This window comes from Gemmatimonadales bacterium (genome assembly GCA_036265815.1).
Classification (GTDB): Bacteria; Gemmatimonadota; Gemmatimonadetes; order Gemmatimonadales; family GWC2-71-9; genus CAVVWJ01.
On record DATAOI010000052.1, the window covers coordinates 139,298 to 151,988 of the forward strand.

Below are 12,691 nucleotides of genomic sequence, written 5' to 3' on the forward strand. Positions count from 1 at the left end.
CTAGTGCGCACGAGCGGAGTTGGAGACTGAGGCAGTGAGGCGGCGAGATACGTGGAAAGGAGCCGGAGCGAAAGGAGGAGAGGGGAGAGTGGGAGGAGGCACGGGAGAACGAGCCGATGAAGGGAGGGAGGCGGAGGGGGAGCAGGCGATGAGGGGGTGGAGAGCAGACGATGCGTATGGAGGCAGGACAAGGCGAGGGCCGGGGAAAGGAGAAGGAACGAGCCGGAGAGGGAGAGTTGCTGAGGCGGGAGAATGGGTGCCGGCCCGGGGCTTGAGCGCGGGGCTGGAAGGGAGGTCGGATCGCCAGCCGAAGTGATCGCCAAAGATCCCGCATCGAGGCTGGGGTCGGGAACCAGGAAGGAGTGCGAAGGAGCCGAATGAGTGAGGCCCGGAAGGGGGAGGGCTATCGGCAGGGGGTGCGGAGCCCCGTTGAACCAGGATGAGGAGGCCGATTCGGGGGGAGACGGAGGAGAGCAGACTGACTGGAACGAAGGCTCGATCGGTACACCGGTCTCAGCCGGCCCTGAGGAGGAGGCCGCGGCCGCAGGACTCGGACCTAAAGCGTGAAATCCGAGTACACTCGGCGGATCAGCAGTTTGGCGGGGGTTCTGTCGCGCGACAGTGGCGTGAGGCTGGAGACTCTACAGGGCGTCACATGTGCGAAGCCCACGAGGAGCTTGCAGCAGCTAACGGGGACGGCTAGGAAGAGGTGCGAAGAGGCTCTGCTGAGAGGCTATGCTGGAGAAGTTGGAGAAGTTTTGCTGACGAGGCTTTGCGGATGAGCTTTTGCTGATGAGGATGTGTTGCTAACTCGATTGCCATGCCTGGCGAGCCCTGTTTCACGTGAAACACACCCTACTGTTTATGAATCTTGAGTACCTCCATCACAAGACTCTGAACGTCACTTGGGGACACGCCCGGAATCCGACTCGCCTGTCCGAGGGACATTGGGCGAGCCAGATGAAGTTTCTCCCTGGCCTCGAACGAGAGCGTGAGTAGACTCTCGTAGTCGAGATCGGCCGGAAGGCGGAACGCGTCCATTCGACTGAGATTCGAGGCTGCCGTCCTCTCCCTCCGCAAATATCCGGTGTACTTGAATTCGATATCGGCCCATTCGGTCGTTTCCGGGTCAGCCGCGCAGCCCGCGGCCCGGAGTAGCCCCAGAGTCGAGACGCCTGGGCGCCGAGCCAGATCCGAGAGCCGTTGAGGCTCTGCTGTGGGGCTAAACCCCGCCTGTTCGAGGATCGGAGCCGAATCGGATGGACTCAGCGAAGTGGCCTCCGCAAAATCCCTTACCTCCTCTTCGGCCTTGAGTCTGACTTCAGCGGTACGCAGCTCGTCGGCCTCCAGGAGGCCGAGCCGCTCCGCCAGGGGGAAAATCCGGCGGAGCGCGTTGTCTTGGCGCAGTAGCAGTCGGTATTCCGACCGGGACGTGAACAGCCGATAGGGTTCATCCACCCCGCGGCTCACCAGATCATCGACGAGCACGCCGATGAACCCCTCGTCCCGCGCCACTACGACTGCTTCGTTGCCGAGCGCGGAAGCCGCGGCGTTCAAACCGGCGATGGCCCCTTGGCCTGCGGCCTCCTCATAGCCGGTTGTGCCGTTCACCTGGCCAGCCAAGAAGAGGCCCTCGATGTGCTTCAACTCGAGCGTGGGCCGAAGTTGAGTGGGCGGGAAATAGTCGTACTCGATCGCGTATCCGGGGCGAGTCATGCGGACCAGCTCCAGTCCCGGAATCGTGCGAAGGAACTCCAGCTGCACGCCGGCCGGCAACGAGGTCGAAAGCCCGTTGACGTACATCTCCGTGGTATCGAGACCCTCGGGCTCGAGGAAGATCTGATGTCGCTCCGCCTCGGGAAACTTGACGATCTTGTCCTCGATCGAGGGGCAGTATCTCGGGCCGCGACCGCTGATCGCTCCGCCGTACAGGGCCGACTCTCGAAGGTGGCGAGTGATGATGTCCCGCAGCCGGCCGCCGGTGTGGGTCAGGTAGCAGGGAAGCTGCCGAGGATGGTGGGCGCGCTCATAGAAGGAGAACCAGAAGGGAGAATCGTCGCCCGGCTGCCGAGCCAGGGCGTCCAGGTTGACCGACCGCCCATCGATCCGAGGTGGCGTTCCTGTCTTGAAGCGTTCAGTCGTAACCCCAAGATTCTCAATCACTTGCGAGATTTCTAAGGATGGCGCCTCTCCCGCGCGACCGGCCGGGATCTGCGTGTCGAGCCCCAGATGTATCCGGCCTCGCAAGAAGGTCCCGGCCGTGAGCACAACTGCCGGCGCCTGAAACCGCCGGCCATCCAGCGTGGTGACGCCCTGAACCCGGTGACCGCTCATCAGAAATGTGGCGGCAGTGCCTTGGGCCGTGTCAAGATTGGCTCGGCGCTCGAGGAGCGAGCGCACCGCACGACGATAGAGGCCGCGGTCACACTGGGCGCGAGGCGAGCGGACCGCGGGTCCCTTCGAGCCGTTGAGCATCCGGAATTGAATCCGCGCGAGGTCCGTCGCTCGGCCCATGATCCCGCCGAGCGCGTCGACTTCGCGCACCACGGTGCCCTTGGCAATCCCGCCGATGGCGGGATTGCACGACATCTGGCCTATGGTCTCGAGATTCTGGGTCAGAAGGAGGGTGCGCGCACCCGACCTTGCCGCCAGGGTGGCGGCTTCCGCGCCGGCATGTCCAGCGCCGATCACGATCACGTCGTATCGATCGGTCATGGGGAGAAGATAGAAGCCCTGGCGGGGAGGTGGGACCCTCTGGCACGGGCGGGAACCGCGTCCTATCTTAGCCCGACTCCCACCCCAAAGGCCATGCCCTATCGCATCAAGATCGATCGCGCCCTGTGTAGTGCGTATGGCGAGTGCATCGGGCTCGCGCCCGGAGTCTTCCAGCTCGGTGACGACAACGTGTCAGTCGTGCACGACGCGGAAGGTGAGGACGACGAGGCGGTACTCGACGCGGCCCGCGCCTGCCCGGTCGACGCGATCACCCTGATTGATGAGTTCGAAGAGCAGGTCTGGCCCGCCTGATCACTGCGCCAGCTCGCCCAGGCGGGTAATCTTCGCGACTTCGTGCGCCGGCACGATCAGGTGCTTGTGCTCCGCGCGCACCCCGAACTTTGCACTTCGGCTGAGATAGTCATCCCTCGACGGTGCGCCGGCCGTGGCCTCGTGCACTCCCGCGTCCAGCAGGTGCAATCCCTGCTGATCTTCACTGTCGAAGCGGCCGACGTAAGTGCGCGGCCCGTGCGTCTCGATCACCACGGTGATGCCGTGCAGCTCGTGATGCCCCGGATGAAAGACCTGGCCCGTCATCCCGGCCCCGCGTCAGACCGTGGCGCCACAGAATCGATCGAACGCCGACGTGAGGTCGGCGGCAATCGACTGCGGCGTGCGCCCCTCGATCTGGTGACGGTGGACGAAGTGCACCACCTCGCCATCCCGCAACAGCGCAATCGATGGACTGCTGGGCTGGTATTCGCTGAAATATTGCCGGGCACGCGCGGCCGCCTGCAGATCCTGTCCCGCGAAGACGGTTACGATCTGCTGCGGGCGCACCGCATGCTCCAGCGCGAGACGCAAGGCCGGGCGCGCATTCCCCGCCGCGCAGCCGCAGACCGAGTTGACGAACACCAGCGCGGTCCCCTTCTGGTCGCCCAGGACGCCATCGACCTCCGCCTCGGTGGTGAGCTCCTTGGCGCCCATGCGGGTCATCTCTTCGCGCATTGGCGCGACCAAAGCGGGATTGTACGGCATGTGGCTGACTCCTGGCTGAATTATTCGGTGGAGACGGTGTGGCCCGGCGCATCCAGCGCCGCCTTGAGCGTGTGCCACGACAGGCTGGCGCATTTTACCCGGATCGGAAACTCCGACACACCGGAGAACACGGCGAGCTTCCCCAAGGTTTCCGCCTCGGCGGGCTCGAGCGTGCCGGTCACCAGGCGATGGAAACGCCGGAACAGCTCCTCCGCCTCCCGGCGGGTCCTCCCTTTCACGGCGCTGGTCATGAGCGACGCCGAGGCCCTGGAAATGGCGCAGCCCGACCCCTGGAAGCTGGCGTCCTGAATCACGTCGTCGTTCACCCGCACCCAGACGGTGAGCTGGTCGCCGCAGAGCGGATTGTGCCCCTCCGCCTTCCGGTCGGTGTCGTCCATGGAGCGATAATTCCTGGGCGAGCGGTTGTGCTCCAGGATGACGTTCTGGTACAGCTCGTTAAGGCTCATCAGCCGAACACCTGGCGGACCCGGCGGAGTCCTCGAACCAGTGCGTCGACCTCCTCCAGGGTGTTGTAAGCCGCGAAGGATGCTCGCGCCGTAGCGGGAACCCCGAAGCGCTGCATCACCGGCTGCGCGCAGTGGTGCCCTGCCCGGATCGCGATGCCCTCATCGTCCAGCACCGTTCCGATGTCGTGCGGGTGGACGCCCTCCATCACAAAGGAGAGCACGCTGGCCTTGGCGGGCGCGGTGCCCACCAGCCGCACCCCTTCGATGTCGCCCACTCGCTGGCTGGCCACGGCCAGGAGCTCGTGCTCCCAGGCCGCGACGGCCGTGAGCCCCACCGCGCTCAGGTAGTCCACGGCAGCGCCGAGGCCGATCACCTCGGCGATCATCGGCGTGCCGGCCTCGAATTTGGCCGGGACCGGCGCCCAGGTGGAACGCTCCAGTGTGACCGACGCGATCATGTCTCCCCCGCCCTGCCAGGGCGGCATCCGCTCGAGCAGCGCCTCGCGCCCGTAGAGTACGCCCACACCCGTCGGGCCGAACATCTTGTGGCCCGAGCACGCGAAGAAGTCGCAGTCCAGCGCCTGCAGGTCGACTCCCAGATGGGGCGCCGATTGGGCGCCGTCCACCAGCACCGGAATCCCGCGTGCATGGGCGCGTGCCACCAGATCGCGGACCGGATTGATGGTCCCCAGGGCGTTCGAGAGATGTGCCAGGGCCAGGAGACGGGTGCGCTCGCCCAGCAGGCGATCGAAAGCCTCGAGGTCCAGCTCGCCAGTATCCGTGATGGGAATCGCGCGGAGCCGCGCGCCGGTCTGCTCGCAGACGAGCTGCCAGGGCACGATGTTCGAGTGGTGCTCCATGCCGGTGATCAACACCTCGTCTCCCGGCCGGAGCACGGCGCGCCCGAAGCTCTGGGCCACCAGGTTGATGCTCTCGGTCGTGCCGCGGGTGAAGATGATCTCGCGGGCCGAGCCGGCATTGAGAAAGCGGGCCACCTTTTCCCGCACCGCGTCGTACGCCAGGGTCGCCCGCTCGCTCAGGAAATGGACCCCGCGATGGATATTCGCGTTCTCGCTCGCGTAGAAACGAGTGACCGCGTCGATCACCACCTGCGGCTTCTGACTGGTGGCGGCGTTGTCCAGATAGACCAGCGGCTTTCCCCGCACCGGCTGGCCCAGGATGGGAAAGTCCGACCGCAGTCGCTCGACGTCGAGCGGGACAGGTACCGGTGTCGCGAGGGTGGGGACGGGAGCCGCGGTCATCGTGGTCAGATTCCGCCGAGGCGCTCCAGGATCAGACGGTCGAGCTCGATCCGCACCGGCTCCAATGCCACTTCATCCACCACCTCCGCCGCGAACGCGTAGAGCAGCAGCCGCTGCGCCGCGGCCGCCGGAAGTCCCCGGCTCCGGGCGTAGAACAGCGCCACGTCGTCGAGCTTGCCCACGGTGGCGCCGTGGGTGCATTTCACGTCATCGGCGAAGATCTCGAGCTGAGGCTTGGTGTCGACTCGCGCGTGATCGCCCAGCAGCACGTTTCGGTTGGTCTGCTTGGCGTCGGTCTTCTGGGCCTCGGGCTTGACCAACACCTTGCCGTTGAAGACCCCTCGCGACCGGCCGTCGAGCACGCCCTTGTACACTTCCCAGCTCCGGCAGTTGGGCTGATCGTGGTAGATGGCCGTGTGATTGTCCACCAGCTGCTCGCCCCGGGTGAGATAGAGGCCGTACATCAGGGTCTCGATGTTCTCGTCGTTGAGCCGGACGTGCAGGTTATGCCGGGCGAGCGCGCCACCCATGGCAAGCGAGAAGGATCGATAGTGGCTATCGCGCTGCTGGTCGACCTGGGTGAGGCCGACGTGGTAGGCCTGCTCGCTCTCCCGCTGGATCCGCGTGTGCTCCAGCCAGGCCGCGGCCCCGACCGCGACTTCGGTGACCGGGTTGGTCCAGTAGGTCTGACCCGGCGCCAGGGTGACGTAGCTCTCGATCACCGAGGCGCGGGCCCCGCGCTCGACCACCAGCAGGTTCCGCGGATGGGTGACGGTGCCGCCCGCGTCCGCCGTGGTCACGAACACCAGGTGGACCGGCCGCGTCAGATCCATGCCGGCCGGAACGTAGACCAGTCCGCCTTCTCGCAGGAACGCGGTGTTGAGCGCCGTGAACGGGCTGCCGTCGATGGGGGCGTGCCGGGTGAGATGGCCCTGCAGCAGCGCGCCATCCGAGCGGAGCGCCTCGGACAAGCTGCCCACCCGAACGCCCGGCGGCAGCTCACCCGCGGTGCTGAGCCCCTCGTGATACGCGCCGTTCACGAAGACCAGGGTGGTCCACTCCGCGTGCCCGAAGATGAACGGATCGAGGTGAGCCCGAGCGACTTTCACCGGGGCCACCGCGGCCGGCCGCCAGTTTCCCTGCGTGATGGGCCCGATCGGCGTGAATCGCCACTCCTCGTCCCGGCTGGCCGGGAATCCGGTTCGGGCGAACCGCTCCATGGCCGACCGGCGCACCGGTTCCAGCCAGTCCGGCGACTCGGCGGTGGCGGTGCCGCTGAGCGCCTCGAACTCCTGCACGAAGCTCTCGCTCACGACGCGGACTCCACCGCTTCCTCCAGCCACTCGTACCCCCGAGCCTCCAGCTCCAGGGCCAGCTCCTTGCCGCCGGATTTCACGATCCGGCCCGCCGTGAGCACGTGTACGTAGTCCGGGACGATGTAATTGAGGAGGCGCTGGTAGTGGGTCACCACGATGGTGGCGTTGTCCGGGCGCCGGAGGGTATTCACGCCGGCCGCGACGATCCGGAGCGCGTCGATGTCCAGCCCGGAATCGGTCTCGTCCAGAATGGCCAGCTTGGGCTGCAGAACGGCCATCTGGAGGATCTCGTTGCGCTTCTTCTCGCCCCCGGAGAAGCCGGAGTTAACGGCGCGGCTCATGATCTCGGGGCCCCACTCGACCACCTTGAGCTTCTCCTCCAGCAGATCCAGGAAGTCCATCGAGTCGACTTCCTCCATGCCCCGGGCCTTCCGGATTTCGTTGTACGCGGCGCGCAGGAAGTAGGCGTTGCTGACGCCAGGGATCTCGACCGGATACTGGAACGCCAGGAACACGCCCGCCTGGGCCCGCGCCTCAGGCTCCAGCTCGAGCAGATCCTGCCCCTCGTAGATCACCGATCCCCGGGTGACCTCGTATGCCGGGTGCCCAGCCAGGACCTGGGCCAGCGTGCTCTTGCCGGAGCCGTTGGGGCCCATGACCGCGTGCACCTCGCCGGCGTTTACCGTGAGGTCGATCCCCCGAAGGATCTCCTTGTCGCCGGCGGTGGCGTGCAGGTTTCGTATCTCGATCATCCTACGCTCCCCTCGAGGCTGATGCCGAGCAGCTTCTGCGCTTCCACCGCGAACTCCATGGGAAGCTCCTTGAACACTTCCTTACAGAAGCCGTTCACGATCATGGAGATCGCATTCTCGGTGTTGAGTCCCCGCTGTTTCAGGTAGAAGATCTGGTCTTCGCCGATCTTCGAGGTGCTCGCCTCGTGCTCGGTGGAGGAGGAAGTGTTCTGCACTTCGATGTACGGGAAGGTATGCGCCCCGCAGGCGTTTCCGATCAGCATCGAGTCGCACTGGGTGTAGTTGCGTGCTCCGGTGGCCTTGGGGAGCACCTTGACCTGGCCGCGGTAGCTGTTCTGCCCGTGACCGGCGGAGATGCCCTTGGACACGATAGTGCTGCGGGAGTTCTTCCCCATGTGGATCATCTTGGTGCCGGTGTCGGCCTGCTGCCAGCCGTTCACGACCGCCACCGAGTAGAACTCTCCGACCGAGTTGTCGCCCTGGAGCAGCACGCTGGGGTACTTCCAGGTGATCGCCGAGCCGGTCTCGACCTGGGTCCAGGAGATCTTGGAGTTGTTGCCGGCGCACTTGCCGCGCTTGGTGACGAAGTTGTAGATGCCGCCCCGACCCGCTTCATCCCCGGCATACCAGTTCTGCACGGTGGAGTACTTGATCGACGCATCGTCCAGCGCGATCAGCTCCACCACCGCGGCGTGGAGCTGGTTCTCGTCGCGCTTGGGAGCGGTGCAGCCCTCGAGATAGCTCACCGACGCCCCCTCGTCTGCGATGATCAGTGTGCGCTCGAACTGTCCGGTCTCCGCGCTGTTGATTCGGAAATAGGTGGAGAGCTCCATGGGACACTTGATGCCCTTGGGCACGTACACGAAGGAGCCGTCGCTGAAGACCGCGGCGTTGAGCGCGGCGAAGAAGTTGTCGCTCGCCGGAACCACGGAGCCGAGATACTTCCGGACCAGCTCGGGATGCTCCCGTACGGCCTCGCCGAAGGAGCAGAAGATGATCCCCTGCTCGGCGAGCTTTGCCTTGTAGGTGGTCCCCACGGAGACGCTGTCGAAGATGGCGTCGACTGCCACGCCGGACAGGAGCTTCTGCTCCGAGAGCGGGATGCCGAGCTTCTGGTAGGTCTCCAACAGCTTGGGATCGACCTCGTCGAGGCTGCCAAGCGGCTTTCGGCTCTTGGGGGCCGAGTAGTAGCTGATGGCCTGGTAGTCCACCGGCGTGTAACGGATGTTGGCCCAATGATGGGGCTCGACCATCTTCTGCCACCCGCGCAAGGCCTTGAGCCGCCACTCGAGCAGCCACTCAGGCTCGTTCTTCTTGGCGGAGATGAGGCGGACGATGTCCTCGCTCAAGCCCTTGGGCGCCACATCCGACTCGATGTCGGTGACGAAGCCGTACTTGTATGCCGTGTTGACGAGCGTCTCGACCGACGAGCTCATAGGGTCTCCTGTGCGGGCTTGAACCGCACGTGATATTCGCAGGCGCTGCAGCCGTTGAGTATGTGCTCGCGGCGGTCCACGTCCGCCTGGAGCACCTCGGCAAGGAAGCGGGCCTCGGCGGCGCAGATCTCGGGGAACCGCTCGGCGACGGCGGGGATGGCGCAGTTGTGCTCGGTGAGGGTGGCGTCGGCCCCCTCACCGGACCCCTCCGCCATATAGCCCTCCTCCGAGAGGGTGCGGGCCACCGCGCGGAGGCGCTCACCGGGACCTCGCCCTTGGAGCTCCTCCTGCAACCGATGGGTCAAGGCGGCGAAATAACCCTCCAGCAAGGCCACCGCCGTTTCCCGTCCTTCTCGCGCCACCACGTGGTCCAGCACGACGGTCAGGGTCTCCGCGTACCGTCGGGGGAAGAGAGCCTGGCCGGCCTCCGTCAGGCGGTAGGCAAAGGCCGGCGCCCCGACCCCCCGGTGCTCGCGCTCGTACTCGACCAGACCCTCCGCTTCCAATTCCTTGAGATGGTGCCGCGCGGCGTTCAGTGAGGTACCCAGCAGACCGGCAAGCTGCTTGGCGGTGAGCCGCTGCTCGCGTTTGAGCTGGCTCAACACGAGACCCCGTGGTCCGCGTTGACCGAGCGGCCCGTTGGAGCCGGGAGCGATAGGAAGCGGCGTACCCATGCTCGAATGATAGTGTTTTAGTCGGGATTGTCAGTTCGCGCAATATTCTTGGTGCGAACGCGCAGGTTTAGAATCTGCAACGTTTTATGGTGGCTGGAACAAGCGGAACGTAATGGGCTTTGGCAATCTCCGGGACCCTCGTGAACTGCAATAGAGTAGTAGCAGCTGCTACCTTCGGCCATGGAAGCCAGGGTGCATCCGACTGCTGGCCCGGATGCCCGCATTTTCCCATATTGGGATCGGCAGATCCATCACGTACCTCGTTGTCGAGAGGCAAAGGCCCGATGACCATTCATCGCATCCGGCTGCTGGGCGACCCTATCCTCCGGGCCAGTTGCGAGCCGATTACCCGGCCTCGATCCACGGCCGTCCGAGTCATCATGGACGATCTGCGTGAGACGCTGCAGGATTGGCAGTCCCGCTTCGGGAGCGGCCGGGGCATTTCCGCGCCGCAGATCGGCGCCCCCGTACGGATGGTCTACGTGGAGATGGACCGGCCGTGGCCCCTGATCAACCCGGAGATCGTGGACATCGGCACCGAGGATTTCGAGGTTTGGGACGACTGCTTCTCGTTTCCCAATCTGCTGGTCCGCGTCTCCCGAGCCCACCATATCCGGGTCCGGTATCAGGACCTCAAGGGCGAGTGGGCCGAGGTGGAGCTGGAAGGTGATCGCGCCGAGCTGCTGCAGCACGAGATCGACCACCTCGACGGGGTGCTGGCGGTGGATCGGCCCCTCGGGCTCGACCCCTTCTGTCTTCGGGAGGAGTGGCACAGGCTGCACGGCCCGAGCTCACGGTATGGGTCGCCGGAAGCACGCAGCGCGAGCTACGCCACACCGCTCACAGGTCTGCTCTAGCCGACGGATCAGAACCAGCGGCCAAGGCGGACGAACAGCGCATCGCGGTCCCCCGTTGCGCGGCCATACTCCAGGCGAAGTGGTCCCAACGGCGTTTCGGCCCCGACACCCACCCTTGCGCCTCCTACCCACCCCTCAGCACCGAAGAGCGACCCCCCGGTGGCGGTCCGTCCGCCCGCGAGCTCCACTCGACCGATCAGTGGACCCTTGAGCGGAAAGCTGAACAGGAGGCTGAGCATGGCCTCGCGGTCGCCGCGGCGCTCCCCGATATGGAGACCGGGAAAGCCATCGCTCCCACCCAGCGGAAATCCCGCCTGCAGCGGGAGATCTTCGCCCCAGCCCAGGCGCAGCCGGGGCAGCAGCCGCACCACTCCCAGCTTGGCCGAGAGCTGTCCCTCGAGCGCGGCGCGCTGGTAGAGACCCGTCCACAGGATCTCTCCATCGAACACCTTGCCACGGGAGCGGCTGGCGCGCACCACTCGGCCCACCACCCCCAGAGTGCTGCGATCGCGCGGCCCCGGCTGGCGCCAGGCGTGTCCCTCGATGCCGAGCGCCAGCTCCCAGCCGCGCGACAACACCCGCTCCACGCCCATGAACCCAATCGCCTCCCGGGTGAAGGCCTGGGACAGCTCATCGCCCTCGGGGTCGAACCGGCGCACATCCTCGTTCGCCAGACGGATCGTGAGCGTAGGGTTCACCAGCTGCCGGGCAAGCTGAAAGTTTCGGCGGAACCCGAGAGCGAGCTCGCGCCGTAACTCGCCCAGGAATAGTGCGCCGCTGGCTTCGATCGCACGGCCCAGGAATCGGCGATCCACCAATCCCGCCCACATCCGGCCGCCGAGCTCGTTGTCGTAGGCGATGCCCAGACCGGCGACTCGGCGCGCCGCACGGCGCAGGGCGAGGGTGAACTCCACCGAGTCTCCGGCGCCGGAGGGATTGAGCCACACCGACTGGTAGGCCTCGGAGGCCGCCGCCAGCGTCCGCACCCGGGTGAGGAGAAGCTGTTGGTCGAGTGAATCGCTCAGTCCCAGACCGAGGAGCCGGATGAGGGCGTTCCGCTCCGAGAGATTGGCACCAGGAACCCGGACCCCGGCGAGGTAGTGCGGCAGGCCCGGCGGCGATATCGGAGTCGAGCCCTCGCGACAGGGGAGCCGGGGCAGCATGCTGTCGGCCGCGGCAAAGCCGAGCTGGAGCAGCCGCTCGACGTTTCGACGGGAGAAGTTGAGGCTGGCAAAACCTTCCACGGCAGGCCGGATCAACAGGTCGCGGCCGGTGAGGCTGTCCGCTCGCTGCTGAAACAGGAACTGGACCAGCCGGTCCGCCACGACGATGGGCGAACCCTGGGGAAGAGAATCGGCGGCATGCTCGGTGGCGTCGGACACGATCACTCGCTCGGCGCCCGCGGCCCGAGCCACGGCGATCGGGATGTTGGCCGAGAGACCGCCATCGGTCAGGTAGCGCCCGCCACGCAGCTCGGGAGCGAAGAGGAGCGGCACGGCCGCGCTGGCCCGCGCCGCCTGAGCCAGATCGCCCGAGCGGAGGACGACCACGTCCCGGTGGGCGAGATCGGTGGCAACGGCCCGGAAGGGGATAGGAAGCGAGTCGAAATCGCCCCGCGCGCGCAGATTGCCCCGGAGCATGGCCGCGTTCATCAGCGCGTTCACCTCGGCCTCGACCAGGGCGGCGCTCTGGAGCGCAAAGTGGCCTTCACCCTGTTCCCAGACCACCAACGGCTGGAGAATGCCAAGCGAATGAGGAGCCAGCGGTTGGTAGGACCGGAAGAGATCGGCGAGTGGGGTCGCCCGCGCCACGGAGTCGAGCTCGCGGCCGCTGTACCCGCTGGCATAGAGCGCCCCCACGATCGCTCCGATACTGGTGCCGACCACCAGGTCGGGCCGGATGCCCAGGCTGTCCAGCACCCGGAGCACCCCGATGTGGGCGAGTCCCTTGGCGCCGCCGCCCGACAACACCAGCGCGGTCCGCAGGTGGGGGCAGGCTTGGGCGTGCAGCGGGGGTCCAGGGAACACGGCACCCGATACCAGGGCGAGCGCGAGTCCAAGATGGAGGGGAGGAAGCATCGACAGGGAAGATACATGCACCCCTTGCGCCACCCCCATCGACCTTCGTATACCTACTCGCAGACGCGTCCGCTTCCGGGCGAACGTCGTGGCCGC

At 66.1% G+C, this 12,691-nt stretch carries 12 protein-coding genes; 2 read left to right on the plus strand and 10 right to left on the minus strand.

Annotated features, from left to right (window positions below; all coding sequences use genetic code 11):
* Nucleotides 1-855: 855 nt before the first annotated feature.
* On the minus strand, nucleotides 856-2,715 hold the full coding sequence (mnmG, locus tag VHR41_11665) for a tRNA uridine-5-carboxymethylaminomethyl(34) synthesis enzyme MnmG (protein HEX3234847.1): 1,860 nt from the start codon (nucleotides 2,713-2,715) through the stop codon (nucleotides 856-858).
* A 93-nt stretch (nucleotides 2,716-2,808) separates the two neighbouring features.
* On the opposite strand from mnmG, the gene VHR41_11670 reads away from it, so the two are divergent.
* Entirely contained in the window at nucleotides 2,809-3,027 is a 219-nt protein-coding gene (locus VHR41_11670; protein ID HEX3234848.1) for a ferredoxin, read from the plus strand.
* Here the strand turns inward: VHR41_11670 and VHR41_11675 are convergent, their stop codons facing one another.
* The 8 genes from VHR41_11675 to VHR41_11710 are packed head-to-tail and all read right to left on the minus strand — an operon-like array spanning nucleotide 3,028 to nucleotide 9,588.
* Nucleotides 3,028-3,312: a hypothetical protein gene (locus tag VHR41_11675; GenBank protein ID HEX3234849.1), complete on the minus strand. Its 285-nt coding sequence runs from the start codon at nucleotides 3,310-3,312 to the stop codon at nucleotides 3,028-3,030.
* A gap of 12 nt (nucleotides 3,313-3,324) precedes the next feature.
* Nucleotides 3,325-3,753 carry a BrxA/BrxB family bacilliredoxin gene (locus VHR41_11680; GenBank protein HEX3234850.1) on the minus strand — a complete coding sequence of 143 codons (429 nt, stop codon included), beginning with the start codon at nucleotides 3,751-3,753 and terminating at the stop codon, nucleotides 3,325-3,327.
* Nucleotides 3,754-3,773: 20 nt separating this feature from the next.
* Nucleotides 3,774-4,220, minus strand: a complete 447-nt coding sequence (locus tag VHR41_11685; GenBank protein HEX3234851.1) for an SUF system NifU family Fe-S cluster assembly protein — start codon at nucleotides 4,218-4,220, stop codon at nucleotides 3,774-3,776.
* Nucleotides 4,220-5,482, minus strand: a complete 1,263-nt coding sequence (locus tag VHR41_11690; protein ID HEX3234852.1) for a cysteine desulfurase — start codon at nucleotides 5,480-5,482, stop codon at nucleotides 4,220-4,222. The genes VHR41_11685 and VHR41_11690 overlap by 1 nt, the downstream gene beginning before the upstream one ends.
* A gap of 5 nt (nucleotides 5,483-5,487) precedes the next feature.
* A complete protein-coding gene (gene sufD / locus VHR41_11695; GenBank protein HEX3234853.1) occupies nucleotides 5,488-6,795 on the minus strand; it encodes a Fe-S cluster assembly protein SufD in 1,308 nt (435 codons plus the stop codon).
* Entirely contained in the window at nucleotides 6,792-7,550 is a 759-nt protein-coding gene (gene sufC, locus VHR41_11700) for a Fe-S cluster assembly ATPase SufC (protein HEX3234854.1), read from the minus strand. Before sufC ends, sufD begins: the two co-directional genes overlap by 4 nt.
* Nucleotides 7,547-8,986 carry a Fe-S cluster assembly protein SufB gene (gene sufB, locus VHR41_11705; GenBank protein HEX3234855.1) on the minus strand — a complete coding sequence of 480 codons (1,440 nt, stop codon included), beginning with the start codon at nucleotides 8,984-8,986 and terminating at the stop codon, nucleotides 7,547-7,549. Before sufB ends, sufC begins: the two co-directional genes overlap by 4 nt.
* The gene (locus tag VHR41_11710) at nucleotides 8,983-9,588 is read right to left on the minus strand and encodes a helix-turn-helix domain-containing protein (GenBank protein ID HEX3234856.1); all 606 of its coding nucleotides are present in this window, start codon (nucleotides 9,586-9,588) and stop codon (nucleotides 8,983-8,985) included. The genes sufB and VHR41_11710 overlap by 4 nt, the downstream gene beginning before the upstream one ends.
* A gap of 356 nt (nucleotides 9,589-9,944) precedes the next feature.
* Between VHR41_11710 and VHR41_11715 the strand changes: the two genes are divergently transcribed.
* Nucleotides 9,945-10,517: a peptide deformylase gene (locus VHR41_11715; protein ID HEX3234857.1), complete on the plus strand. Its 573-nt coding sequence runs from the start codon at nucleotides 9,945-9,947 to the stop codon at nucleotides 10,515-10,517.
* 8 nt (nucleotides 10,518-10,525) lie between these two features.
* Here the strand turns inward: VHR41_11715 and VHR41_11720 are convergent, their stop codons facing one another.
* Nucleotides 10,526-12,595, minus strand: a complete 2,070-nt coding sequence (locus tag VHR41_11720) for a patatin-like phospholipase family protein (GenBank protein ID HEX3234858.1) — start codon at nucleotides 12,593-12,595, stop codon at nucleotides 10,526-10,528.
* Nucleotides 12,596-12,691 lie beyond the last annotated feature (96 nt).